This window comes from Halomonas sp. BDJS001 (genome assembly GCF_026104355.1).
Classification (GTDB): domain Bacteria; phylum Pseudomonadota; class Gammaproteobacteria; order Pseudomonadales; family Halomonadaceae; genus Vreelandella.
On sequence record NZ_CP110535.1, the window covers coordinates 4,490,967 to 4,515,350 of the forward strand.

The 24,384-nt window shown below is 58.1% G+C and carries 26 protein-coding genes; 2 read left to right on the forward strand and 24 right to left on the reverse strand.

Annotated elements, in window-relative coordinates; genetic code table 11:
- Positions 1-243: 243 nt before the first annotated feature.
- The 3 genes from OM794_RS20800 to OM794_RS20810 form a co-directional block, all read right to left on the reverse strand.
- On the reverse strand, positions 244-1,530 hold the full coding sequence (locus OM794_RS20800; RefSeq protein WP_226247022.1) for a TRAP transporter large permease: 1,287 nt from the start codon (positions 1,528-1,530) through the stop codon (positions 244-246).
- Entirely contained in the window at positions 1,530-2,057 is a 528-nt protein-coding gene (locus OM794_RS20805; protein WP_226246562.1) for a TRAP transporter small permease, read from the reverse strand. Before OM794_RS20805 ends, OM794_RS20800 begins: the two co-directional genes overlap by 1 nt.
- A 66-nt stretch (positions 2,058-2,123) precedes the next feature.
- Positions 2,124-2,261, reverse strand: a complete 138-nt coding sequence (locus tag OM794_RS20810) for a hypothetical protein (RefSeq protein WP_226246561.1) — start codon at positions 2,259-2,261, stop codon at positions 2,124-2,126.
- A gap of 314 nt (positions 2,262-2,575) precedes the next feature.
- On the opposite strand from OM794_RS20810, the gene OM794_RS20815 reads away from it, so the two are divergent.
- Entirely contained in the window at positions 2,576-3,364 is a 789-nt protein-coding gene (locus OM794_RS20815; protein WP_226246560.1) for an SDR family oxidoreductase, read from the forward strand.
- A gap of 15 nt (positions 3,365-3,379) precedes the next feature.
- Here the strand turns inward: OM794_RS20815 and OM794_RS20820 are convergent, their stop codons facing one another.
- The 19 genes from OM794_RS20820 to OM794_RS20910 form a co-directional block, all read right to left on the reverse strand.
- Positions 3,380-5,353: a pyridoxamine 5'-phosphate oxidase family protein gene (locus OM794_RS20820; RefSeq protein ID WP_226246559.1), complete on the reverse strand. Its 1,974-nt coding sequence runs from the start codon at positions 5,351-5,353 to the stop codon at positions 3,380-3,382.
- Between the two features lie 20 nt (positions 5,354-5,373).
- Positions 5,374-5,997: a glutathione S-transferase family protein gene (locus OM794_RS20825; RefSeq protein WP_226246558.1), complete on the reverse strand. Its 624-nt coding sequence runs from the start codon at positions 5,995-5,997 to the stop codon at positions 5,374-5,376.
- A 138-nt stretch (positions 5,998-6,135) separates the two neighbouring features.
- Positions 6,136-7,044, reverse strand: coding sequence for a LysR family transcriptional regulator (locus OM794_RS20830; protein WP_226246557.1), 909 nt, complete (start codon positions 7,042-7,044; stop codon positions 6,136-6,138).
- A 2-nt stretch (positions 7,045-7,046) separates the two neighbouring features.
- Positions 7,047-7,958, reverse strand: coding sequence for a LysR family transcriptional regulator (locus tag OM794_RS20835; RefSeq protein WP_226246556.1), 912 nt, complete (start codon positions 7,956-7,958; stop codon positions 7,047-7,049).
- Between the two features lie 175 nt (positions 7,959-8,133).
- Positions 8,134-8,598 (reverse strand): hypothetical protein, encoded by a 465-nt coding sequence (locus OM794_RS20840; RefSeq protein WP_226246555.1) that lies wholly within the window; start codon positions 8,596-8,598, stop codon positions 8,134-8,136.
- Between the two features lie 110 nt (positions 8,599-8,708).
- The gene (locus OM794_RS20845; protein ID WP_226246554.1) at positions 8,709-9,758 is read right to left on the reverse strand and encodes an EscU/YscU/HrcU family type III secretion system export apparatus switch protein; all 1,050 of its coding nucleotides are present in this window, start codon (positions 9,756-9,758) and stop codon (positions 8,709-8,711) included.
- A 15-nt stretch (positions 9,759-9,773) separates the two neighbouring features.
- Positions 9,774-13,337 carry a hypothetical protein gene (locus OM794_RS20850; protein WP_226246553.1) on the reverse strand — a complete coding sequence of 1,188 codons (3,564 nt, stop codon included), beginning with the start codon at positions 13,335-13,337 and terminating at the stop codon, positions 9,774-9,776.
- Positions 13,338-13,499: 162 nt separating this feature from the next.
- A complete protein-coding gene (sctT, locus tag OM794_RS20855) occupies positions 13,500-14,279 on the reverse strand; it encodes a type III secretion system export apparatus subunit SctT (protein WP_265154015.1) in 780 nt (259 codons plus the stop codon).
- 65 nt (positions 14,280-14,344) lie between these two features.
- The gene (gene sctS, locus OM794_RS20860) at positions 14,345-14,614 is read right to left on the reverse strand and encodes a type III secretion system export apparatus subunit SctS (protein WP_226246551.1); all 270 of its coding nucleotides are present in this window, start codon (positions 14,612-14,614) and stop codon (positions 14,345-14,347) included.
- 1 nt (position 14,615) lies between these two features.
- Positions 14,616-15,275, reverse strand: a complete 660-nt coding sequence (gene sctR, locus OM794_RS20865; protein WP_226246550.1) for a type III secretion system export apparatus subunit SctR — start codon at positions 15,273-15,275, stop codon at positions 14,616-14,618.
- Entirely contained in the window at positions 15,268-16,350 is a 1,083-nt protein-coding gene (sctQ, locus tag OM794_RS20870) for a type III secretion system cytoplasmic ring protein SctQ (RefSeq protein WP_226246549.1), read from the reverse strand. The genes sctR and sctQ overlap by 8 nt, the downstream gene beginning before the upstream one ends.
- Positions 16,347-16,829, reverse strand: coding sequence for a type III secretion protein (locus OM794_RS20875; protein WP_226246548.1), 483 nt, complete (start codon positions 16,827-16,829; stop codon positions 16,347-16,349). The genes sctQ and OM794_RS20875 overlap by 4 nt, the downstream gene beginning before the upstream one ends.
- Positions 16,826-18,163 carry a FliI/YscN family ATPase gene (locus OM794_RS20880; protein ID WP_226246547.1) on the reverse strand — a complete coding sequence of 446 codons (1,338 nt, stop codon included), beginning with the start codon at positions 18,161-18,163 and terminating at the stop codon, positions 16,826-16,828. Before OM794_RS20880 ends, OM794_RS20875 begins: the two co-directional genes overlap by 4 nt.
- Entirely contained in the window at positions 18,160-18,747 is a 588-nt protein-coding gene (gene sctL, locus OM794_RS20885) for a type III secretion system stator protein SctL (protein ID WP_226246546.1), read from the reverse strand. The genes OM794_RS20880 and sctL overlap by 4 nt, the downstream gene beginning before the upstream one ends.
- Complete coding sequence (locus OM794_RS20890; RefSeq protein WP_226246545.1) at positions 18,744-19,427, reverse strand: hypothetical protein; 684 nt, start codon at positions 19,425-19,427, stop codon at positions 18,744-18,746. Before OM794_RS20890 ends, sctL begins: the two co-directional genes overlap by 4 nt.
- A gap of 9 nt (positions 19,428-19,436) precedes the next feature.
- Entirely contained in the window at positions 19,437-20,261 is an 825-nt protein-coding gene (gene sctJ / locus OM794_RS20895; protein WP_226246544.1) for a type III secretion system inner membrane ring lipoprotein SctJ, read from the reverse strand.
- A 3-nt stretch (positions 20,262-20,264) separates the two neighbouring features.
- Positions 20,265-20,702: a hypothetical protein gene (locus OM794_RS20900; RefSeq protein ID WP_265154017.1), complete on the reverse strand. Its 438-nt coding sequence runs from the start codon at positions 20,700-20,702 to the stop codon at positions 20,265-20,267.
- A 75-nt stretch (positions 20,703-20,777) separates the two neighbouring features.
- Entirely contained in the window at positions 20,778-20,969 is a 192-nt protein-coding gene (locus OM794_RS20905; protein WP_035537911.1) for a hypothetical protein, read from the reverse strand.
- 34 nt (positions 20,970-21,003) lie between these two features.
- On the reverse strand, positions 21,004-21,594 hold the full coding sequence (locus tag OM794_RS20910; RefSeq protein ID WP_226246542.1) for a hypothetical protein: 591 nt from the start codon (positions 21,592-21,594) through the stop codon (positions 21,004-21,006).
- A 166-nt stretch (positions 21,595-21,760) separates the two neighbouring features.
- Between OM794_RS20910 and OM794_RS20915 the strand changes: the two genes are divergently transcribed.
- Positions 21,761-22,576, forward strand: a complete 816-nt coding sequence (locus tag OM794_RS20915; RefSeq protein WP_226246541.1) for a tetratricopeptide repeat protein — start codon at positions 21,761-21,763, stop codon at positions 22,574-22,576.
- 5 nt (positions 22,577-22,581) lie between these two features.
- On the opposite strand, the gene OM794_RS20920 is transcribed toward OM794_RS20915, so the two are convergent.
- Together OM794_RS20920 and OM794_RS20925 are read right to left on the reverse strand one after the other, a co-directional pair.
- Complete coding sequence (locus tag OM794_RS20920) at positions 22,582-23,013, reverse strand: hypothetical protein (protein WP_226246540.1); 432 nt, start codon at positions 23,011-23,013, stop codon at positions 22,582-22,584.
- Between the two features lie 17 nt (positions 23,014-23,030).
- A complete protein-coding gene (locus tag OM794_RS20925) occupies positions 23,031-24,326 on the reverse strand; it encodes a type II and III secretion system protein family protein (protein ID WP_226246539.1) in 1,296 nt (431 codons plus the stop codon).
- Positions 24,327-24,384: the final 58 nt, after the last annotated feature.

Below are 24,384 nucleotides of genomic sequence, written 5' to 3' on the forward strand. Positions count from 1 at the left end.
TATCGCTCTTTAGTTTTTGTGCCAGTCATTAATCAATACAGCGGGATAAATCCAATAGTGCATGGTGCATTGATGATAGATATAACGTTTTTACAACAAGTTTGAATCTTAACCCCACCTTTATATAGATGAACCATATCTATCGTTGACCCAAACGCCTACAAATTCCCAAAGACTAGTTACCGATATTACGCGTCAGTACATAGTCGTTTCAGTACTTAGTCGCTTCAGTACATAACCATCTCAGTACATAGCCGTTGATGGTAGCCACAGCACAATCTGTGGGAAGGCTATTAACAAAGCGATCAAACCAAGCAGCATGACGATGTAGGGTATGACGCCTGAGAAAAGCTCCTCGACAGGTACATTGGCCACTTTCGCCACCACAAAGACGTTCATGCCGACCGGTGGTGTGACAATACCGATCTCAGCCAACAAAATGACGATCACACCAAACCAGATCGGATCGAACCCGAGCGAGACGACAACCGGAAGCACCACAGGAATGGTGAGAATCAGAATAGAGATCAAGTCTAGGAACAGCCCCAGCACCAGATAGAGGATCACCAGAAAGAACAAGATCAGGTATGGCGAAACATCCAGCAGCCCCACATAGTTGACTAAGTTTCGGGTGATGCCGGTCATGGTTATGAAGTAACCGAAAACATGTGCACAAACAACAATAAGGCCGATCATGGCAGAAATGCAGCACGTATTTATAACGGCATTTTTGAATGCTTCAGCATTGAGATTGCCTGATTTCAAAGCAAGCAAAAGTGCGCCTAGTGCACCCAAAGCCGAGGACTCAACGGGTGTGGCAATGCCAGTGTAGATTAATCCCGTAACAACACTGAACAGCATCAGAAAGGGGGTAGCTACCTTCAGTGCTGTCAGCTTTTCGCGGAAGCTATAGGTCTTATTATTAGAGGCTACTGGATTTCGGATGATAAGAATCTTGATGGTAATGGCGATAGTGAGCGTCACCAATATGCCAGGCACTATGCCAGCAATCAGAAGGTCACTGATGCTAACCCCGCTGAGCAGCCCATAGAAAATCAGTGCGACACTGGGAGGAATCAGCATGGCAATAGTGCCCGAAATAGCGGCAATACTGCCAGCCATTTTCGGCGAGTACCCCTCCGCCTGCATGGCGGGCGTGCTGATTTTCCCAAGCGTGGCTGCAGCCGCTGTACTGGAGCCAGAAATGGCACCAAAAGCCGCACCTGTGACAACAGCAGCAATCCCAACGCCCCCCTTTATCTTGTCTGTCCACTTGGCAATGGCGCTAAACAGGGAGCCGGTGATGCCGCTGACCCCCATAAATTCCGACATGAGGATAAACATCGGAATGGTGAGCAGCTCGTAGGTCGTCAGAGCAGAGCCTGGCGAGGCCGATAGAATCCCCAGCAGAACATCTATCCCATTGGTTAGAAAAATGCCCAAAGCACCGGATATCGCAAGACTGATGGCAACCGGAAGGCCTATTATCAAAAGAAAAAACAGAAAGAAAAAAGATAAAGCAATGACCATCACAGATCGCTCCCCTTAACAATATAGTTAACTATTGTTGTTATTAACAACCTGAACGAGAAAACAAAGGAGCCGATAGCGATAATAAATTCAGAAGGCCAAACAACCCAGCTCACAACGCCATAAACGATCTCGTTCTCTTGCCAGGCACTGAATGCCCGTAAAGAATAGGTATAAGCAATATAGCTAAACATCAATGTGGCGATGAGGCCGAAGATCAAAAGGCAAAAGCTGGTAAATTTTAAAGGCAGCTTGCTTTTGAAATAATCAACCTTCAGGTGGCTTCCCATTCTCAACGCATAAGAAAACGCCAAAAAATAAGACCCAGGAAGCAGATACATGGTAATTAAATTAAAAAACCAATTAAGTGGCGAGTTAAAAATATAACGCATTACGACATCGACAAACGTAATTGCCATGGCGCAAATAATCATAGATCCGGCAACAAAAATAAGAGCATTTTCCAGGCATCTACAAACCTTATCCAACGCTCTTATCAGGCCGGGTTGTTCAATATGACCTGTCATGGTTCTGTGTTCCTGTAATGTCGCCATGATAAACCTCAGTGCGCCAATGTTAATAACGAGCCCTGTTTATGCGTTGCTAGCAGCCCGCTCAGCAAGTATGCGCTCAGCCTGCCGGGTACGCGCTACGAGCGCATCGACAAACTTCACCTCATAAGTATGTAGTTCACACTCCAACTGCCTGGCCCCCTCGACAGAAGTACTCATTAAATCATCACCCCCACAAAGAATACTATTGAATACTATTGGATACCATAGTACAGACCCTAGCTCATAGCACTTCAATTATCACGACATACTTTGGTCGCAATGTATGTTCTGGTGACAATGGCACCGCACTGCTACAAGAGCATGGAGCGCTTCTGGTCTGCATCAGCATGACCACCAGTGTGACGGCGCTGGGGTAACCCCAACGACCTCACCGGGCGCTAACTTTATAACGGGCGTACTATTCTATTACCGGTAGACAGTGGCTATTCGTCACGATGAGCCCAAATATCGAACACACAGGAGTACATGGTATGGATCTTGGAATCGCAGGACGCTGGGCCGTGGTATGCGCAGCTAGCAAGGGGTTGGGGCGAGGCTGCGCCGAAGCGCTGGCCAAAGAGGGCGTCAACCTGGCCATTAATTCACGCAATGCCGAGGTACTCGAAAAGACCGCCGACGCGTTGCGGGCCCTTAATCCAGCCATCGAAGTTCGCCCTGTGGTTGGGGATATCGGGCGCGAGGAGGTACGCGAGGCGCTGCTGGCCGCCTGCCCTCAGGTCGATATTCTGATCAACAATAACGGTGGGCCACCGCCGGGTGATTTTCGTGACTGGAGTCGAGAAGAGTGGATACAGGCCGTGGATGCCAACATGATCACGCCTATTGAGCTGATCAAGGCCACGGTAGACCGTATGGCCGCCAACGGCTTTGGCCGCGTGGTCAATATTACCTCGGGCGCGGTAAAAGCCCCCATCGACATTCTTGGGCTATCCAACGGCGCGCGCAGCGGGCTAACCGGCTTCGTCGCGGGGCTTGCACGCCAGCCGCAGCTCGCCTCGCACAACGTTACGATCAATAACCTACTACCTGGCTCCTTCGATACCGACCGTCTGCGCGGCAACTTCAAGAAGGTCGCCGAGAAGAATCAGCAAGATATCGAGCAGGTACGTGAGCAGCGTGCCCAAGGGGTTCCTGCGCGGAGATTCGGCACCGCTGAGGAGTTTGGTGCCTTTTGTGCCTTTATGTGCAGCGAGCATGCAGGCTATCTAACAGGGCAGAATATCCTGCTCGATGGCGGTGCCTACCCTGGAACCTTCTAATCGATAGAGGCGCGATTAACCGTTAGGCAGCGTAATCTCTACCCTCCCCGAGTTTACCGCTGGGCGGGCGCTGCACAGCAGAATCTCCCCCTCTGGCGCGGATATGCCATTGGGGTAGGTCACCTCCCCCTGCACCAGCGTGCAGGCGCACTCGCCACAGCTGCCACTGCGGCACCCATAGGCAGGCTGTAATCCCGCTTTTTCGGCGGTTTCCAGCAGGCTTTCGCCCGGCTGCCAGTGGGTGACCACGCTTGAGTTGGCAAAGCTAACTTCTACCGCTTGTTCTGCGGTGGGCACTGCGTATGTTTGGGTCAGTGCCGAGGGGCCGAACGCTTCTGTGTGTATCTGCCCCGTTGAGAGTCCGAGCTCCAGCGCCTCCTGGTGGTAGCGCTCTACAAAGGCGGCGGGGCCGCATAGGTACAGCTGTACTTCTGACAGCACCTGATCGGTAAACACCTGCCCCAGTGAAACCCGGCCTGCCATCCATCCATTGAGGGCAGTTGTCGTTCTGGTGACATGCCGCTGCAAACGCAGCCCTCGCGCCTCAAGGTCGAGTATCTCTGCACCGAAAGGGGCCTCAGCCACATCGCGCACGCTCTGCACTAATGTTACCGGGCCACGGCCTGCGCCAGTCAATTCATGGGCCAGGCTCAATATGGGCGTAATACCGATACCGCCTCCCAGCAGCACCCAGTGGGCACGCTCTGAGCCGCTAGCCCCTGCTGTGAATGAGCCCGTTGGCATACTCACAGCGAGTTCGGTACCCACCTGTAGCGCGCTGTGCAAGTAACGCGAGCCCTCGCCGTCGGCCTTAATACTGATACGATAGCCAGCCTGCTGGCTGCCACCCGAAAGCGTATAGCTGCGTACCAACGCCGTGCCATCCAGGCGCGGCAAGTGTAGCGTAATAAACTGGCCCGCTTCAAAGGGCGCCAGCGCCTGGTCTTGGTGGGCACTCTGCAAATAAAAAGAGCGGATCTCGGCTGTCTCCTGCACCACGGCGGCCACTTGAACACGCTGCCGTTCAGCACGCGTAAGTGGCTGCCAGGGCCCATGGGGCTCCGCCTCAACGGCCACTGCACCTGCATGACTACGCCAGCGCAAGACCCCCGGCCGCCAAACAATATGCCGCGGCGTTAAGCTCCAGTAGCGTTCAGCGCCAGGATAACGCGCCCCTGCGGTCTCCTCGTCCACAAGCCGCGCTTCGCCGGTCAGATGTAGCACATCTCCGCTGACAAAATCCGGTATCACCAAGGCAGCGCGACCACTGGTCAGCACGTTACCCAGCGTGTTAAAGAACTGGTTACCCGCAAAATCGGGCAGGATCAGATCAGATCCCTGGCGGCGAATAAACCCCGGTTGCCCACCGCGATGAGAGGCATCCACCTGAACGCCCTGGTCGGTATGCGCGTAACTACCCACGAAGGCCGTGATCGCCCGGTCGATATGCGCCAGCACCGGCTCTGGCAACTGATCGAGGGTCGCGTCGCGCATGGTTAGCACGTGGCCCGCCTGGGGCTGCACCGACCTCATCGCCGACCAGTCATGAATATACTGGGGGCAATTGCCAAAGGCGTGAACGACTTCTAGCTGCCATTGACCTGCTGAGCCCCGCAATACGCCGTTAACCCTGTTACGACGGCGCGTGTGCAGCTCGATACCCAATAGCCCAATGTTGGCACCGCCATTCAGCAGCGCTGTAACGGGATCATTCACAGCCGGCGTTAAAGCGAGATCAAGCCGTGATTCATCCGGCGCATAAACAAATCCTGGTGCGCCCTCCAGCAGCGTGATCCATGGCCAGCAGTCACCATCCACCGCCGACGCAGCCACAAAGGGCAGTTGAGGAAAGAAGTGCTGCAATTGTGGCGTTAAAAAGGGACGCATTACCTTGCGGCCAATCTGCGCCATCTGTTGCTCCACCCCGACCACGCGCTGCAGGGCAAGCTCACCCGCGTGCCACGGGCTGGTAGTGTCGGCGTTTTCCACTCTCGACTCCTGGCAGGTAATCAGCTCACTAGGCCTATTTTGGTAACAGCCATGGGTACAAAGCCCTCCAGCGCTTCGATGCGCTGCAGCCAGGCACGAATATGGCGGTAAGGTTCCAGCGACACATTGCCCTCGGGAGCGTGAGCGATATAGCTGTAGAGCGAAACCTCCGCCAGGGTGGCTTTATCCCCTGCCAGGAAGGGCTGATGCGCCAAGTGGGCATCGACAATCGCAAACAGCTCATGGGCATCAGCAATCAGCGGTTCAGGATCGAACGGGGCATTAAAGACCGTGACTAATCGCGCCTTCATCGCTGAGTTCGCCAAAGGCCCTGCCGCCACGGACAGCCAGCGTTGTACCTGGGCTTGAAGCAACGGATCGTCCGGTAACCAGCGACCAGAACCATAGCGACGTTCCAGATAGACCAGAATGGCATTGGAATCCGCCAGGATAACCCCCTGGTCATCGATCACCGGCACCTGTGCGAAGGCGTTCATATCAAGAAAAGGCGATGCCTTGTGCTCACCCGCGGCGAGATCCACATCAATAAAGGTGGCGGGCAAGCCAAGTAGCGAAAGCATCAGCTCGATGCGGTGGCAGTGGCCGGAAAGAGCGTGGCGGTAAACCTTGATATCATTAGACATGCGATTATCTCCTCGAGTTAGCTTCGTAAAGAACCAGTGGACGTCACAGCCGTTAGGCAACGTCACCTATCCTGAGCTAAAACAAGAACCGCAAGAATGGCGATTTTTAGCAACAGATAATTACGCTAACTGAAATAATCAGTCGACCAACCACTCCCGCAACCAAGGGGTCGCTAGCTCCAAAAACGCCATAACGCTGGCGGGTGCCCGAATGCCAAGGGCGTAGGTTAACGCCAAGGAGTGCGCCGTTGGCCAGAGTGGTTCAGCGACGGGTTCGAGCAGCCCCTGGGCACAGGCGCGGCGCGCCTCTAGCTGATAGCAGCACACGATACCAGCGCCCTCAATGGCTGCCCGCAGCGAGGCACTAGATGCACTAATGCTAAGCCTGGGTTCAAAGCGTAGAGTTTGGCCTTCGGTCAGCCGCCACACGGGGGCCACTCCTTCCTGTGAGCAGTGAATAAGCGCATGGCGGGCCAGACTACTCTGGCTATCCGGTCGTCCTGCCTTATTCAAATAGCGGGGGCTAGCAAACAAGCCAATGCGTAATTCACCCAGGGGCCTGGCGTACACAGAAGCAGGCAGCGGCCCGCGCATCAGTCGTAGGTGCGCCGGTGCTCCAGTTCCCACATGACTTGGGTGCTCATCGCTCAGCAGGCAGACCGTTAATGCAGGGTGCCGCTCTTGCAGCCTCAGAACTAACGGCAGCAACAGTGGCTCAATCAACGCCTGGGGCGCCTGCAAACGTAGCGTGCCGTTGAGCTCCCGGTGCTCCTGGCGTGCACTGCTTTCGGCGTCAGTGACTGCGTGGATCAGCGTATCGACGTAGTCGCGCAATCGCTCGCCCGCCGCTGTCAACCTACTGCCTCTGGCTGAGGAAGTGACCAAAGCGACTCCCAGACGCTGCTCCTGAGCGCGCAGTAGACGGTGGAGCTTCGCCGCCGACTGGCTGCTCGCTTCAGCCGCGGCTTGCACGCTGCCGTGCCTGGCAACAGCCGACAGCGCCATTAAAGCCTCAAAGCGCAGCGGCGATTCAGGGGAGAGCGTCATGGTCAACCGCGGTAGGCGAGCGCCGGGTCAGCACGCAGCCGCTCGGCAAGAAAGTCAACGAAGGTGCGCACGCTGGCGGCGCGTCCACGGCCTGCCGTCACCCAGATATTGATGGGAATGGCGGCAGGCTCGAAGCGCGTTAACACTCGCCGTACTCGACCTTCGGCTTCACTGGCAGCCACCTGGTAAGACAGCAGCCGAGTCAATCCAGCGTCCGCCTCGACCGCCGTTAACGCCGCGTGAATAGCGCTGATGCGCAGCCGTGGCGAGGGCGTTACTTCAATGCGCTTGCCCTCCTCCTCGAACCACCAGTGGCCGCTCAAGTTGCCACCTTCGGCCACTACCGTGGGCAACGCTTCCAGCTCAAGGGGGTGTGTTGGTTCACCGTGCCGGGCCAGCCACCCGGGGCTAGCGCAAACCACTTGCCGCACTTCGCCAACGGGCACGGTCAAGTGCTGACAATCCTGCGGCACATGGCCGATGCGCACCGCCACATCTATGCCCTCCTCCTGCAGGTTGACCGGCCGGTCGATCAGCTCGGCGCGAACCTGTACATCCGGGTAGTGATCCAGGTAATCGACGATTTGCGGGGTAACGAAGTACTCGCCGAACAGTACCGGTGCGGTCACGTGTAATAGACCGCGTGGAGTAAGATAGCTGCCGGTCGCGGCGGCCTCGGCCTCCGCAAGCTGCGCAAGCACCTGCTGGGCATCCTCCAGATATCGGCGCCCCGCCTCCGTCACGCGCACCTGGCGCGTGGTGCGCTGTAATAAGGCAACGCCCAAACGCGCTTCAAGCGCTGCCACCGCCCGGGTAACCCGAGGAGGTGACAGCTCAAGCTGCCGAGCAGCAACCGAAAAGCTCTCTAGCTGGGCCACCGCCGCGAACACGCGCATCTCTTCGAATCTATCCAAGGCAGCTCCAAGGTCAGGGTAGGTATCACTAACGGTATTCTATATACCCAATTAGGACTTTATACCCACTAGAGCTTTTTTACGCAGCTACGTCGCCGATAGCGTATTAGGCTTTTATTATCCGGCACTAGACCGGACGCTTCCATGCTTTTAGTTTTACATCGTGCAAGCAAACTCAGTTGCTCGGACGCTGTTTGGTGGCATCCAATCCGGTTTTGCTCTCGGTGGTCAACTTGGTAATTTCTGCAGACTTAGTGATCGCACGATCAAAGACATCCTGCATGTTCGCCATCGCCTCTACCGATGTGCCGTCGAGGCCACCCTCGGCCGCCCACTCGAAATTCCAGACGCCAGAAAGACCATCTTCACCCTTAACGTCATGGGTTTCGATCGCCGTATAAACATTGGTGTGGCGCGTCATATAGGAAGCAGCCGCAGAAACTTCAGCAGGGACACTGCCTGACGAATTGTTGGCCAGCTGAGCGAGCTCATCGGCATTGATCGCCGACTTGCCCTGCTGCTTCAAATAATCCACTAGAACCTGACTGGATTTGGCAATATTCAACTGGTCGTCGAAGGATGAGGTGGAGGTTTTTTGAGTGGGGGCGTTTACGCTTGTAGGTGACACTACAGTAGACATCGGATATCTCCCAAGCAGAGGTTTGGTTGGACAGCCTGTTTATTGTTGCCCGGTTTAATGTCATTCGTATGAATCATGCGGCATGGCAAACGACTGCAGCCGAGTGATGGCTAAATCAGCTTGGCTGCGACCAGCATATCGGCCACCACCTGAAAGGTACCATCAGGCACCGGATCGCCATTGCCCGCGCGTTTGGCGATGAGCTCGGCCAGCTTCGGATCGGCAACCCGCGGGATTCGGCGAGGTGCAGCACTCGCCAACAAGCTAGCGGCCTGATCGGGTGAGGCCTTGCAGGTCACCAATGGCACTGGCGTTTCACCGCGCACGTAGCGAATACCGACCAGCCAACCCTCTGCGGTGCCGATCATCAGCGAGCTATACTGAACCCCGATTTTGGCGTTCAGCTCATGCATTTCTCGCCGCTGTTTACGCCGCTCCTGGTTCATCGTCGGATCACCTTCCTGATCCTTGCGCTCACGCTTCTGTTCGCTCTTCGTCATGCGCTGGTCGCGCTCGAATAGCCAGCGTTGGAGCAACACATCGAAAGCACCAACCAGTAAGAAGGCAATCAGTGCAGTGATCACCAGCGGCTGGAGTAAGGCGAGAAAAGTACCCTGAACACAGGTATAGCCGCAGCGAGAGGACTCCATCAACGACTGAAGGCCCAGGCGGTAAACGATCAACAGCGCGACGGCCAATGCCACCATCTTGAACAGTGATTTAAGAAATTCGACCAACCCACGTACAGAAAAGATGCGTTTGAACCCCTGGATCGGGTCGATATTCTCAGGCTTGGGTTGAACAGGCTCTGTGGAGAAGACAACCCCCTGCAGTACCACGATGTTGGTCAACACGATCACCAACAGCGTTAGACCGACCAGCGGCAGCACCGACATCAGCAGCACTTCGCCAGCCTGGGTCATCAACTGCGGCCACAGCGTATCGAACGGCTCGGTATAGAGTCGTGCGGTTGAGTCGATCAACCCCTGCACACGAGCAATGATGTCATTCACGCTGATAGCGATATAGAGCGTGCAGGCCAACATCACCATCGCGGTGACCAGGTCAGCACTCTTGGCGACCTGGCCTTTCTTGCGCGCATCGCGAAGCTTTTTCGACGATGGCGGTAGCGACTTCTCTTCAGAGGGCTGTTGGCTCATGCCGCTGCTGTGCCCCTATGCACCTACTGTCGAGCCTTTATCCATTTGTGTTTCGAGATTGCTGCCATCACCTGCGTAATCTTCGTGCTCGAAATCGTCCCAGGACGAGTCAGGTAGATGGCCTTCCTCTACGTAGAACTCATACTCATCGCTACGGTAGTCGAAAATGCTCTCGTCGTCCGGAGCATCACGCTGACCGTAGCTTCGGACGTACGCTTCGAGAAACTCATAACGAGTCAGGCCATCTTCGGTCAGCAGTCCATCCTCATCAAGCGACGTGAAGAGTTCCTTGAGGTCAGCCTTATGCCCCTCAAGCGCGTTGGTGCGCTTGATATCCTGGACAATAGTGAATGGCAGCGTCGCCACCGTCAGACCGGCGGATATCCAGAACAGCGGCCCGGTGACGGCACGGGCGACAGCAATGCCCTTGAGCGCCGCCAGCGATGACGCTCCACCGGCAAGGCCGAAGGCACCCGCCGCAACAGTGACGGCGCCCTGACCGATGGTAGCGCCGTCGCCGCTGTCCACGCCGCGCTTAATCATCAGCCCGCCGAGGGCAATGTCCAGCGCACCAGTGGCGGAGTTGGCAGCACCATCCAGCACACGCAGGAAGGAACTGATGGTGCGGGTCGTCGTCGTGGCTTTGGGCAGGGATGGATTCTTGGCGTAACCATCCTCGATACCCTGCACGATCTTGCCCGTATCGGATTCGCTGATATCCAGTATTTGGCTCAGCTTTTCGCGATCTCCGACGGGGGCGTCGTCGATTATCTGCTCAACATTCTCGACGAATTTGAGGCCTTGACCCTCATTAAAGGGGCTACCGCTGGCAGTGTCATTACCCCATATCTGCGGCAGCGTCTTGTCGAGCCCCAGCATGGCATTGACGTTGGTGCCCTTGGCCTTGTCCCAGATATTGCTGCCGAGGTTGACGAAGTGCTGACTGGCCCCCAAAAAGCTGATGAACTCCTTGGCCACGGCCATTCGCGCCTCGTGGCTGTCTGCCAGCTTGCTGGCGCCGCCTGCGAGCTGATAGATGCCCGAGGCGAGCGATATCAGCCCGCCGGTCGAGCCCAGCGCGCCGTTACTGTTGAGCGTGCCAATCAGCGCCATCATGCCGCCGTTGGTCTGCTCGTTGAGCGCCTTGTAAACACCGTTCTTCAGCAGGCCATCGATGTCCGACTGGGTGATCGAACCATTTTTCTGGAAGCGATCCCCGAGCTCCTGCAGCGCCTTACCGAAGTTCTTAGCAGTTTGCTTATCGTCAAGAAACTCGTTAACAAACTTGTCGATCGTCTCAGCCGTGCGCCGCGGAATATCGACACCGGCACGCTTGAGCGCGGTCAATACCATCTTGACCACATCCTGCGTGGCCGTCGCGGTGTTGGCATCATTGATTTGATCAGGGTTGGCGATCAGATCGTCGAGATCGGTGATCATTGAGTCGAGCTGCAGGCTCTGGGCGAACTCGGCTGCCTTGTCGTTCTCTTCCGTTGCCGGGAACAGCGCCGAAAGTGCATTGTAGGTTCGCGAGATATCCTGCTCGGCGAGTTCCCCCTGGCCGCTCTCGCGCAGGTCGTTGATGTAGTTGATGTACTCCTCGCTGAAGGCGGTCTCCTCCAGTTGCGAAGCGATCGCGTCCTTATTGGCGACTTTGTCGATCGCGTCTGTCTGTGCCTCCTGGTAATCCTCCTGCACCGCCTCGGAGGCGAATAGCTCGCCGAGGCTTTCATCGAGCTTCTCACCGTCGATGATGGATGAGAGATCCTCGCCGGTGACGTTGTCAAGACTCAAGCCTTCCGACATATCGAGACCGACCAGATCCAGGCCGTTTTCAAGCGCGCCCTGGGCTCGCAGCGCACGGTAGAACTGGGCACGCTCATCGTTTTTATCGATACTGCCGTCCTCGATCCCCGTCTTCCACTCTTCGATCAGGTTCTGCCAAGTCAGCTCGCTGACGGTCAGCTTGCGTGAGCTGTCGTCCGGATCTGTCTCGCTGGTTTCCATTGACTGAATATCGACATCGCTGAAGGCCGGTAGATCGTGATCGCGCCGGGCTGGGTCCAGCTCCGCATTGTCGGCGAGACGCTGGGTGTTGGTCTCCCCGCCGTGCCTCGACCAATAACCGTCGAAGATATTCTGCACCGCCTTGCCGTCGTCTCCGGCAGCGTGCCTGATCCGCTCGCGCAGGTCATCGTTAACCTGGGCAGTGGCGTCCTCGCGGGAGGCACCGTCGCTCATCTTGCTGTCGATCAGGTTCTGATAGAGCTGCGACAACGTTTCGGAGCTTTCGATATGCAGAATCTGGCGCGAACCCGTCAGCGTGCTGCCCGCCAAGCCAGAGGCCAGGGCGTTGAGGTTATCCTCATAACTCGGGTTATCCGTCACGGTGGTGTCGGCGAGAAAGTCGTCGTAGGCCGCGAAGCCAGCGGAGGTGGCAGCATCCTTGCCACCATGACGCTCCCAGTAACCATTGAGCACATCGAGCCCGTCCTTGCTGTCCTTATCGGCATCGGTCAGCGCGTTGCCGGTACGGTCAAAGAGGGCATCCTTGGCATCGTCGATGGCTGCCTGTAGATCCGGGGCATCGCCGCGCTCACGCTGCTGGTTAAGCTGGTACTCCACCAGTTGGCTGAACTGATCGCTGGCGTCTCCTGTCAGCGGTCGCACCTTGCGGTTGTCGATGTCGATGCCTTCAGCCATATCGCTGGCAAGCGAATTTAGAGTATCGTCGTAGGCGATGTCGTCTTCGTCGCGATTGGCCAGGTAAGTCTCTTCAGCCAGCTTTTCGGTATCCTCTTCCCCGCCGTGACGCTTGAAGTATCCATCGAAGACGTTAACAACACTCTTGCCGCCAGCGTTTTCGAGACGGTCGCGCAGCTCATCATTGACCTGGCTCAACGCTTCCTCAGTAGTGGCGCCTTCGTCGAGCTTGCTCTTGATCAAATTCTTATAGAGCTGGGACAGGGTATCGGAAGAGTCCAGGTGCAATATCTTGCGTTGATCGGTTAGCGTACCTCCAGCCAATCCGGAAGCGAGAGCATTGAGGTTATCTTCGTAGCTGGGGTTGTCGGTCAACGTGGTATCGGCCAGAAAGTCATCATAGGCGTCATAGCCCGCGTTGATCGCAGCCTCTTCACCACCATGGCGCTTCCAGTAACCCTCGAAGACATCGAGGCCCTTGTCGGCGTTTCGGTCGGCGTTGTCCAGGGCATGTCCGATGCGGTCAAACAGCGCGTCCTTGGCGCTGTCGATCGCCTTGGACAGGTCAGCGTTCTTGCCATCCGCGCGCTGCGCATTGAGCTCGGCGATAACCAGCGCCTCGAACTTATCCGCAGCGTCTCCCTTCAGGGCGGACACCTTGCGCTTGTCGATATCGATGCCATCCGCCATATCCACTGCCAGTGAATTCAGCGTGTCTTCATAATCCTGGCTGCCCGGCATCAGCGGCTTTTTGCCCGCGTCCACAGTATCTTTGCCCGCTTCCGCCTTTTTTGCCAGGTCGAGGACAAAGCCAAAATTTCCAAAGGCGCTGGTCAACGGTGTTGCTTTGGGGTTGGTTTTTGGATCGACACGCATCGAATACTCCTCCACGGTTAGCGCAAGCTGATGGGGCAGGCAACGAGAAGCCCCAATTTCACTGACGGAAAACCAGTCTGAAGAGACTGCGTGACACTCTAATGGCAACTTTGTGATGCTGTTTCAATATCCTCTTGTCTGGGTATCCCTGCGCCCCTGGTATTACCGCTTTCCACCCATAACGCCCAATATGGCTTCCAGGCGTTCCATATAGAGATTGGCGGCCTCAAGGTGCTCCAGCATAAAGGGGATCAGAAAAATGACGTAGACCAGCATCAGGAATGCAAACAACAGGTTCTTGATAGGGAGTGACAGGTCAAAGACATGCAGGTTGGGTGCCATACGGGCGAGGTAGGCAAGCATCAAATCCGCGACCAGAAGCGCGATGACCAGCGGCGCTATCATTAACACTCCGACCTTCATCACCTGGTCGAGTAGGCCAAGCAGCGCCAGCGCTGACACTTCGGTCATTAGTGGCGTGAAATTCACCGCTGGCCACAACGAATAGCTGCGATAAAAGCCGCCGAGCAGCAGCATAAAGCCGCCGGTAAGGAAGAACAGCGCCAGCAACGTCACGGTCAGCAACGTTGCGGTAACGCCGGACTCCGTTGAGCCCATGGGATCGAGTATCTGCGCCATGGTTGAACCGCGCTGTAGATCGATGAGTTCGCCAGCCACTTCCGCGGCCCAGAACGGAACGCCGAAGACCAACCCAATCACCACGCCAATCAGCAACTCCTTGATCACCATACCGGTAAGGGTGAAGCTTGATAGCTGTTCGGCATTCACCATGGCATCGAATAACGGCACCATCAGCGGAATCGAGATCGTCACCGCCACTGCCGAGCGAATCATGCCGGTCAGCCCCAGGCGATTAAACGCTGGCGTGACCAGCACCATGCCTAGCGCCCGTGCCACGCCGACCGCTGCCGCCGCGATCATTGGATAGCGAAATCGGTCAGGAAGCGGGCGAAGTCATCGTAGTGCATAAGCGACGCCGGCCCGGCTCATCGAGACCAGGCTGGAAAGTTATTCAACACCTGATCGGTGATGCTGATGACGGGTCCGGCCAGTAGCGGCCCGGCGATGATCAGCACCAGCAGCACGGCAACCAGCTTGACGGCTTGCGGCAGCGTCTGATCCTGAATCTGCGTCAACGCCTGCAGTAGTCCCACCCCGAACCCGACCACAATGGCCACCAGCAGCGCCGGCGCCGACACCAGTAGCGCCGTCCACAGCGCGTTCTGCATCAGTGAGAGAAAGATATCATCGCTCATCTCAGCCTCCCCCGTAGCTAAGGATCAAGCCATGCATCAGCCGTGACCAGCCGTCCACGGCCACGAACAGAAATATCTTGAGCGGCGTGGATATTAATGTAGGCGAGACCATCATCATGCCCATTGCCATCAGCACGTTGGAAACGATCAAATCGATCACCAGAAACGGGATATAGAGCAAAAAACCGATTTCGAAAGCACGGGTCAGCTCCGAGCTCACGAAGGCAGGAATAAGTACCACTAAGTCGTCGTCCTGAAGACCGCTGCGGGCTTCCTCCGACCAAAGTGTGCGCGTCGCATCAATGAAAAAGGCCCGTTCGCGTTCGCTGGCATAACGAGAAAGGTAATCCTGCAAGGGTTCACGCAGCGCCTCGCCGGTTTGCTTGATCTCCTCGACACTGCCCATCCCTGCGGGGCGCTGCTCGAACTGATGAAGCATATCGCCAACCAGTGGCGTGGTGATGTAGACCGTTAGAATCAAGGCAATGCCGTAGAGCACCAGGTTAGGCGGCGTCTGCTGCACGCCGAGGGCGTTACGGATCAAGAACAGCACCACGGCAATTTTGAGAAAGCCCGTCATGGTCACCACCGCCAATGGCACCAGGCCGATGGTCGCCACGACGATGATGATGGCGATCAAGTTAGGCTGAAATTCACTCATCCCCGGCGTGCCCTTCATCGAGCGCGAGCCTCTCGATCTGCACCCCGATGCTGTCACCGATCATCACCAGGCGGCCATGCCCCATGCAGCGGCCGTTGACGATAAGATCGACCGCCTGTTCAGGGCGGCGCTGTATCGGCAGCACGCTGCCTTCGCCCAACGCGCGCAGTTCGCCTAGCGATATCTCCAGCTTGCCCATTTCACAGGTCAGACGCACAGGCAGAGTATCCAGGTTTGGGGTATCTACAGGGGATTCGCTCATGAAGTTCTCTTCGCAGGGTGGGTTAGACATTTGGCAAGAGGTAACAGGGGTCAGCGGGCCTTTGGGGCACACACCATCGGCGCTTAAGCTGACGCCGACCCTAAACCGGTCGCCAACGTTCAACGCTGCGCCATTGGGATCTTCGTTACTGGCGAATGACTCGAGCATAACCACATCGCCAGGGCGAAGGCTGCGCCACTCCCCCACGGTCAATGTCTGGGCTCCGGCCATTAAGCTCAACATCACCATTACGCTGCTCGCCATCGCGGGCTGCGTGGGGAAATAGCGATCAAACAGGGGCAGCAAGTGTTTGGCGGTAGCGGCCGAGAGCCCCACACGCAGCGGGTGAACTCCGCCGTCTAGTTCGAAGGCCAGGGTGATGTGGATCGGGTTTGCCGGTGGCTCTTGCGGGTCGGCGGGCTGCACGCGGATGTCGACCCCCAGGCTTGCCTCCAGCGGTTCAAGCCATGATAACCACACCGTCTCAAGCCACATTGCAGCTAACTCCGAATCGACATCCTCCATAGAACGCCTGCGATCAGGGTGCTCACTGAGATGGTCGAATGTGCGCCAACTGGCGCTCAAGGTCAGTTGCTCGTTGCCGAGGCATACCGCGACGGTCATGTCAGCGGCGACCTCCGCCGCTTCCGGCAGCAGGTATAAGCTGGCAGAACGCCCATGCCAGCCGAAAGTCAGCGGCTGTCGAGAACGATGCAGCGCGTTATGCAGTGTTAGCGTTTCGGCATCATAGTGCGTCAGGGTTAGCGGCACGGGCGTCGCTTCCGCGCGAACGGTTGAGCTGAAGGCAGTCATACTTCACCTGCCCGGCCGATCCGGCTCTCTTCCATTTCCAGTTCGGCTAGGCGCTCGGCCTCGATTGCCTGCGCCTGTCCCTGATACGTCTGGAGTTGTTCCAGCGCACGCTGGGCGCGTAACCGGTGCGCCCATTCAGTAGCGCGGGATTCGCGCTCGCGCTCAGCGGCCCGCAGGGTCTGGATGCTGCTTGCCTGCTGCTCAAGCAATGCCTCCTGGTGGGCGGCATCGTCGGCAAGTGTTTGCTGCCAACCGGCCAGATCCTCGGCGTTCAGCGGTCGTTGTTCACCCTGTTCGAACAGCGCCTGCTCGCGCTGAACTACTTGGTATTGGTGGTGCTCCAGGGCCTGCCCGAGTGTCTGGCAGTGAGCCTCGAACTCCCGATAGTGGCGTTGCTCTGCCGCCAGGGCTTCCTCGGCGAGACGCGTACGCTGGCGCCGAAGCTGCATCAGCCGGTCAAGCTGACGTTGCGACGTCATTGGACGACCTCCCTTAACTGTTTCAAGGTGTCTTCAAAGGCGCTGTGGTCGTCACGGGATTGGCGTAGGAACGCCTCAATCTCAGCACGTTTATGAATCGCCTCATCCGTGGCGGCGTCGCTACCTTCCCGGTACTCGCCCACTTGCAGTAGCAGCTCGACATCGCGATAACGCGCCATCAACTCACGCATTTTGCCGGCATCACGGCGATGCTCAGCGTTGGCAACGTTTTCCATCAAGCGGCTGCGGCTGGCGAGGATATCAATGGCTGGAAAGTGGTTACGGCGGGCGAGATCGGCGCTCAGCACGATGTGGCCGTCAAGGATGGCACGGGCTTCCTCGGCCACCGGATCCAGCATGCCATCTCCCTCGGTCAATACCGTATAGATGGCCGTAATGGTGCCGCCCGACGCGCCACCGGGCCCGGCGCGTTCGAGTAAACGGGGCAGCGCCGCAAACAGCGAAGGTGGGTAACCGCGGCGCGTCGGCGGTTCACCGGCAGCTAGTCCGATCTCGCGCTGGGCGCGGGCGAAGCGGGTAAGACTGTCGACCAGCAACAGCACATCGCGCCCCTGATCACGGAAATATTCCGCCACGCTGGTCGCCACCATGGCAGCACGGGCGCGCTCGATCGCCGGTCGATCAGACGTGGACACGACGCATACCGTACGTTGGCGGGCGTCGACACCCAGCTGCACATCGAGCAACTCGCGCACTTCCCGGCCGCGCTCGCCCACCAGCCCCAGTACCACGATCTCTGCACTACTGCCACGGACGATGGCCGAAAGTAGTGATGACTTACCAACGCCGGCTTCGCCAAACAGTCCGACACGCTGGCCGCGGGCAACGGTATTGAGGCCATCGATAGCACGCACCCCGAGTGCTAGCGGTTGCTCAATCAACTGGCGGGACAGCGGCGCGGGGGGCTCGGCATGGACGGGGTAATGGCGCAGCGAGCCGGGCGCTGGTGCAGCGCGACCATCAAGCCAGTCGCCGAGTGGATTGATGACGCGACCGAGCAGGGCATCACCCACGGCCACCCCCTGGGCCCTGCCAGTGGCAATTACCTCACTGTGGGTCGACAATCCCTGGAGGTCACCAATTGGCGAGAGCACGACGCTCTCCTCTTCGAAGCCGATCACCTCCGCGGCGACGCGGCGACCGCTGACGGGATCGCGCAGGTAGCAGAGTTCACCAATGCTGGCGCCTTCGAGGCTAGCGTGAACCAGCAAACCGCGAATGCGGCGTACCCGGCCATTAATGGGGCGGGTCTGCGCTTGGGCAAAACGTTCGCCAAGCCGTGTCAGGAGATCCTCGAACGCCTTTTCGCTCATGGGCCCTCCCGATCATCCTGCAAAGCGCGCCGCAGGGCTTCGAGCTGCGCTTCCAGGCCGATATCCATAACCGCGATGGGGCTCACCAGCAAACACTGGGCTGGCGCCAGTTGCGCGTCGGCCTCGACCTGATAGTCGGTGGCCCCGGGCGGAGACGCGGCAAGAGATTCGGTGACCTGTGACACGAGCGTCGGTGCAACACGAATATGGATACGGTGTTCGTGGCGCCACTCGCTCAGCGCATGGCGCACGCAGCGCGTAATGAGCGCTACATCGTCGAACTCGCCGAGAATACGCCGTACCAGAGTCAGCGACAGTTCGGCTAGCTCGGGGCCGAGCCCGTCGAGATAACGTTTGACGTCACGCTGGGTGCTGGCCAGTAGCTCAGCGGCGCGGGCTTCACCATCGCGGCGACCGGCCTCAAAGCCTTCGGCATGGCCCTCTTCGCGGGCACGACGAATGAGGGCCTCTTGTTCATCGGCTCGCTGACGCGCCCGCTCGAGAAAAGCGTAGCCATCGACCCAGGCGTTGGCCTCCTCTGCGCGCAAGATGACCTTACCGGGGCGGGGCGGCAGTGAATTCATATCTCAGCTCGCTCTTCATCGTCGGCTTGGAAGAGGCCGTGTGTAGCGGCCAAGCGGGCAATATCAACAGCAGCGATATCTGCTGCGATCGTTTCAGGCTCCTCAAACTGGCCAGCCCACCCCAGCCGTAGCCAGGCACGCAACGCCACCGTTTGCGCTTGCCACCACCGCTCCAAGCAGCGACGACCATCGTGCTCGACGGCGGTCTCCAGAGCGTCGAGATCATCCTCAGCGCAGGCTTCAGCACTGCCGTGGTCACGGTGGGTAAGCGCCAGGGAATAGAGCTCAGCGCCGAAACGCTGTTTGAGCGCCGCCACTCGTGGCGCATGAATTTCGCGCACAAAGGCATGGGCGTGAATGATCACCCCAGCGGCACGGGCACAGGCAGTAAAATCATCGCTGTCCAGCTGACATAGCACCTGGTCGGCGGCATCCGTTAGCGGCTGTTCCGCGATAGAGGCAAGTTGGTGACGGCGCTGCAGGCGGGCAAGCAGGCGCTGGCGAAAGCGCGGCTGAGTGCACCAACGGCGCAGCATCGCGTCGGCGGCAATGCCGTCCAGGCAGTCAACCCAGTGGTCGAGAGCAATCCGTACCGGTGGCTCGACTGTGGATCTGATATCAGGCTCGGCATTTAAGGCCGGTGCGGTCGATTCGCTAGCGCGTTTAGAGGCACTATTCATGAAGCTGTCTCATGGTGTTGTCGTCAATGAATAGGGACGCTGGCGACGCTGACGCCAGACCAACCAGCCGACCGTAGCAGCGAGCCCGATCACCGCAACGCTCAGCAGACCGATGACCCAACCGATGCGGGACACGCTGGCCGCTGGCATCGCGATACCCAGAAATGAGCCCATCACCGGCTGCGGCGTAGAACGCATTTCCTCGGGAATAGCGGAGACGACCGGCACCACCGAGACCTTGTCGTAGGAGAGGCCAGCAATACCATTGGCCACCAGCGTCTTGATCTGCGGAATCAGTGGGGCGATCTCCAGAGAAGGGATATAGCGCACGAAGACCGAGGCCGAAGACGGCGTACTGTTCTGCTGCAGCAAATCATTATCCGGCAGCACAACATGAACCCGTGCCGAGAGTATGCCGTCGATCTGAGACACGGTGTGTGAGAGTTCCTGACTGAGCGCAAAGATCATCTGAGCGCGCTCCTGCACGGGAGACGACACCAGCCCGTTGCCCTGAAAGATATCCCCCATGTTGGCGAATTTCTGCTCCGGCAACCCGGCACGGTCGAGTATCTCGACCGCCTCAGCGAAACGCTCCTCGCTGACTGTGACGGTCATCTGGCCTTCGTCCTGAGCCTGACGGCCGGCAGGTATGCCGTTGCGCGCCAGCGTCGCCACGATGATATTCGCCTCGCGCTCGTCGAGGTTAGTGTAGAGCTCGGTGTCGCAGGCCTGAAGCAGCAGCGCCATCACGATAAGCATCAACACCCGCAGGGCGTTACGCCCCCTGCGGTGTGGCGCTTGCTGGTAGCCGGAAAGTCGTTGATCGAAGTGCAAGTGTCATTGGCCTTTTAGCAAGGTATTGGCCGACCCCGAGACCTGGGTGGCACCGCGAACGATCATGGTGGTTTCGATGGAGTGATCAAAAACACGCCCCAACGAATCAACGACTTGCGCCAGCTTGTCATCCTCCAGAGCGGAGGGCGTGTCGCCAGCGTCGGGGACTCTCTGAGGCAGCACCTGAGCTAAGCGATCAGGTGTTTGCACATCAGGGGTCTTGGCCTGCTGAGCGAAGTTATTAACTCGGTCAATAAAGCCGTCAAGGTTGTTGAGCAGACTTGACCCCAGCTCGCTGGGGCTGGTCCCCGACAAAGACGAACCGGCTTGTTGGGTCATATGTTCGAAAAGATTCTGCGATGCCAACGTCTTGGCGCTAACCTCTGGCGTGGGTGCTGGGGTTAGCGCACCGCTGCCCGGTGGTGTCACGGGAGTCATCATTCACCTCGTCGGAATAGTCCCTCGCATCGGCTAAGAAAGGCGCGAACACCGCGATGGAGGTCGCGCCCCTCGTCATTACTCGTCGGACTGCGCTTCCTTGAGAATATTGTTCATCATCGGCATCAGAATCATCTGACCGCCGACCTTGACCATTCCCTCTACCATTGTTTCCTGCAGCTTCGCGTTATCGACTGCGTCGTCGAAAGCCTGGGAATCGGGGAGAGACTCTGTTGCCGGGTTACTACTGCTTACGGGATCGATAGCCATGGACTGCCTCCTGTGGGTTTCATCGCTTGCTCACTCACGAGCCAGGCGGCTGGGCCACACTGCCTCGAAAGACCTTAACTTCAGCGGGAATCGACGGCGCGCTCGGCTGGCGCAACGCTTCGACCCGTTGGGCTATGTCCGCTATCCAGGCGGGCGGGCCCATCACTTCAAGACTGTCGTGCTCTGCATTAATCATTGCGCTCAACGGCTTGCCGACCTGTGCCTGGGTAATCTCCGCGCGCAGGCGTGGTACATCGACATCGGTGAGTTCAAACCTCCGGCGGCTCAGCTCCTGGCGGGCGGCAACATGCAGTACGTAGCCATCGTAAAACCATCCCAGGCCATTGGATTCGCAGACCTGTTCGAGGAACTCGCCAGCGGTGCTAGCGCGGATATCACCACGCACCTCACCATCCACCGCGTCGCTGACCTCAACGGGCAGTGACAGGTTGCGACCAAACTCCTGCAACACATCACGCACGCTTTGCTCGATCACGATGTAGCGATATTCACGACCCGACCAAGGCGCCTCGGCGGCCAGCGCGGGGTTACCCGTAAAACAGCAACCGAGCACCAGCATCACAAGATGGCCCAGCCAGGGGTGCTTCCACCTATCTGCCATCATCCTACCCACCCCCCGATGACAGTTGAGTGACCGGCAATCTGTCTTTTTGAGTTTTTTCCCTTCTGGTGTAAACGCGCATCACGCTTCATCCATATCCCTGCTGCCCCAAGCCTGGTTTCTCCGGTACACTGATTTTCATTTCCTAACCCTCTGGACTGAGTCACGAATGAAGGCATTTTGTACGTTTTTGCCCAGCATGAGCCGACCTGCGTTCGTCGCCGGGCCAAGCCTGATACTGAGCCTGCTACTGTCAGCCTGCGCTGCGACGCCTTCCGAGATCGATGAAAGTCGCCTGCTAAACTTGGCCAAAGATGTCGATCAGCAAGGCGATCATGCGACCGCCGCCGCGATGTACGAACGCGCCCTGGAGCAGAACGGCCCCTCCGCAGATATTCAGGTTCGCCTGGGCAATGCACTGCTTGCCAGTGGCGAGCCCCAGGCAGCCGCTGAGGCGTTTCGTGCCGCGCTTGCCGAAGACATCCACTTAGCGCCAGCATTACTCGGCCTCGGGACGGCCCAACTGCGCCTAGGTCAACCGGAAAGCGCCCTGCGCAACCTTTCCCTGGCGGCGCCTGAAATAGACAGCGCAGCGGCCTGGAGCCGCCTTGGCGCCGCCCAAGCGCTGGCCGGTCAGCCCGCCCAGGCGGCCAGCGCGTTTGCTAACGCCGTGGCACTTGAGCCGCGTGATCTCGACGCTCAGGCCAACCTGGCGCTAGCCGAAGCGTTGGCTGGTAAAAACACCCAGGCCATCGCGAACATGCAACGCATTACGGACTCCCCGCTGGCCGAAGAACGCCATTTCCGCAACCTGATTCTGGTGCTGGTACTGGCCGGGCGTAGCGATGAGGCACAGCAAGTCGATATCCCCGACCTATCAGCGGCCAACCGCCTTTCCCTGATAGCCAGTGCCGAGCACATAGCAACGCTGCCCGATGCCGCCGCCCGCGCCCGGGCACTCGGGTTGGCATCAGCCTCTAACTAATACCATCACAGATCACTGGTAGTGGCGTTGGTGCCCATGGCATTGCGCGCTTCCTGCTCCAATAACGCACGACGCTGGTTGGCACGTTCGCGGCCATTTAGATACTCATTCGCGGCATCTGCTACCGGCGCGCCCATGGCGGGCCCCATTGCTCTTCCCCTTACCAAATCTTGTGGCTCAACGATCATCTGCTGCAGATTGAAGTCGTTGGCGCAGCCAGGTGGCAGCCCAACTCGCTCTGCATCGTCAGGCCCAGCCTGGCAGAGACGTGGCATGATCGTTGATTCATGCGCAGCGTCAGTCGTTGTCATCTGCCGGTACCCGGTGTCCCAGTTCATCGGCCCCATCGAGGACTGGCAGCCGGCCAGCAGCAACGCCACCAAGCAGAGCCCAAGGCGTGAAGCCGTACGCGTCCAATAGGTAAATAGCTGCGACATGCAAACGTTGCCTCTACTCATTGCAGATAGAATCCGAATGGGTCATCTTCGAGTTGGGGATTACGGCTGACCTGTGCCCGATCCAGCGGCATTCTGGGTACCGGCGCGGAGGATGGCGCCACCAGATAGGGGGTGATCAGGATGACCAGCTCGGTCTCGTTACGCTGAAAACGTCGTGATCGAAATAGATTGCCCAGAATCGGCATATCACCAAGGAGCGGGATTCGTTCGATCTGGTTGCTCGCTTGGCGTTGAAACAGGCCGGCAATAGCAAAGGTCTGCCCGCTGCCCACCTCGACCACGGTATCGGCGCGCCGAACTTGAAGCGACGGCACGTCATAGCCGCCAATCCGGACGCTATCGCTGGCAATGCTGCTGACTTCGGGGCGCACTTCCATTGAGATCCGGCCATTAGGCAGCAACGTTGGCGTGCTCAGTAGCGAGACACCGAACTGTTTGTACTCGATACCCACCAGTTCGCTGTTAACCGGTACCGGTATAGGAATCTCGCCGCCGGCAAGGAAGCTCGCCGTCTGCCCTGAGACGGTGGTGATGTTGGGTTCGGCGAGGATCTGCAGCAGATTGTTCTGCTGTAGCGCCTGGAGTAAACCGTCGATGCTATCGGTACCCCCACCGATGGGATTAGGAGCGATATTGCTGGTGAGCACGCCGAAGGAGAACGAGCCGTTGTTGATCAGCGTATTCCAACTGACCCCATAGCTGAGCAGTTCATCCCGGGCGACTTCGGCAAAGCGCACTCGAATGTTGATCTGAGTGGCGCCATCGTAACTGGAGCGGTTGATGCTACCGCCGGCCGGCGCTTGGGCATCAAGTGTCGATTGCGTGACCATGGCGCTCTCGACCGTGGGGCTACTGCCCTCGGCCACCAGTTGGTTGCCCGCCATACGCAAGCGAACCTGGCTGTCGCCATCCATTTCCCTTAACGCCTGAGAAGCCAGCGCATTACCATCGCGAACCTGCAGCCGCAGAGAGGCCTGGCTCTGCTCGTCGGCCCCCAGCGCAATCAGATTAGTGTCGCCGGCCTGTTTGCCAAAGAGATAGATGACCCCGGCAGAGACCACCTGCACATCGGCAACCTCAGGGTTAGCGACGAACACCGACGCAACGTCCTGGTCGAACCGCAGGATACGCCCCTGCCCGGTCTCCAGCGTCATCGCACCTCCGGAAGCGTCCACGGAAACATCAGCGCTGGCAGGAATTACCGCGAACCACAGCAGTAACGCCAATACCCAAAACGTCGGGTACCGGACAGCCCAGTAAGGGTTTCTATCGACGGGTTTTACGCTGATCACGGTTATTCTTCATCCCTGTTGTAGCGATTTGCATGGGTGTTGAATCATCGACACACGG

Coding starts and splice junctions, on each gene's coding strand:
- OM794_RS20800 (WP_226247022.1), bottom strand. CDS start 1,530: ATGGTCATTGCTTTATCTTTTTTCTTTCTGTTTTTTCTTTTGATAATA.
- OM794_RS20805 (WP_226246562.1), bottom strand. CDS start 2,057: ATGACAGGTCATATTGAACAACCCGGCCTGATAAGAGCGTTGGATAAG.
- OM794_RS20810 (WP_226246561.1), bottom strand. CDS start 2,261: ATGAGTACTTCTGTCGAGGGGGCCAGGCAGTTGGAGTGTGAACTACAT.
- OM794_RS20815 (WP_226246560.1), top strand. CDS start 2,576: ATGGATCTTGGAATCGCAGGACGCTGGGCCGTGGTATGCGCAGCTAGC.
- OM794_RS20825 (WP_226246558.1), bottom strand. CDS start 5,997: ATGTCTAATGATATCAAGGTTTACCGCCACGCTCTTTCCGGCCACTGC.
- OM794_RS20830 (WP_226246557.1), bottom strand. CDS start 7,044: ATGACGCTCTCCCCTGAATCGCCGCTGCGCTTTGAGGCTTTAATGGCG.
- OM794_RS20840 (WP_226246555.1), bottom strand. CDS start 8,598: ATGTCTACTGTAGTGTCACCTACAAGCGTAAACGCCCCCACTCAAAAA.
- OM794_RS20845 (WP_226246554.1), bottom strand. CDS start 9,758: ATGAGCCAACAGCCCTCTGAAGAGAAGTCGCTACCGCCATCGTCGAAA.
- OM794_RS20850 (WP_226246553.1), bottom strand. CDS start 13,337: ATGCGTGTCGATCCAAAAACCAACCCCAAAGCAACACCGTTGACCAGC.
- sctT (WP_265154015.1), bottom strand. CDS start 14,279: ATGATCGCGGCGGCAGCGGTCGGCGTGGCACGGGCGCTAGGCATGGTG.
- sctS (WP_226246551.1), bottom strand. CDS start 14,614: ATGAGCGATGATATCTTTCTCTCACTGATGCAGAACGCGCTGTGGACG.
- sctR (WP_226246550.1), bottom strand. CDS start 15,275: ATGAGTGAATTTCAGCCTAACTTGATCGCCATCATCATCGTCGTGGCG.
- sctQ (WP_226246549.1), bottom strand. CDS start 16,350: ATGACTGCCTTCAGCTCAACCGTTCGCGCGGAAGCGACGCCCGTGCCG.
- OM794_RS20875 (WP_226246548.1), bottom strand. CDS start 16,829: ATGACGTCGCAACGTCAGCTTGACCGGCTGATGCAGCTTCGGCGCCAG.
- OM794_RS20880 (WP_226246547.1), bottom strand. CDS start 18,163: ATGAGCGAAAAGGCGTTCGAGGATCTCCTGACACGGCTTGGCGAACGT.
- sctL (WP_226246546.1), bottom strand. CDS start 18,747: ATGAATTCACTGCCGCCCCGCCCCGGTAAGGTCATCTTGCGCGCAGAG.
- OM794_RS20890 (WP_226246545.1), bottom strand. CDS start 19,427: ATGAATAGTGCCTCTAAACGCGCTAGCGAATCGACCGCACCGGCCTTA.
- OM794_RS20900 (WP_265154017.1), bottom strand. CDS start 20,702: ATGATGACTCCCGTGACACCACCGGGCAGCGGTGCGCTAACCCCAGCA.
- OM794_RS20905 (WP_035537911.1), bottom strand. CDS start 20,969: ATGGCTATCGATCCCGTAAGCAGTAGTAACCCGGCAACAGAGTCTCTC.
- OM794_RS20910 (WP_226246542.1), bottom strand. CDS start 21,594: ATGATGGCAGATAGGTGGAAGCACCCCTGGCTGGGCCATCTTGTGATG.
- OM794_RS20915 (WP_226246541.1), top strand. CDS start 21,761: ATGAAGGCATTTTGTACGTTTTTGCCCAGCATGAGCCGACCTGCGTTC.
- OM794_RS20920 (WP_226246540.1), bottom strand. CDS start 23,013: ATGTCGCAGCTATTTACCTATTGGACGCGTACGGCTTCACGCCTTGGG.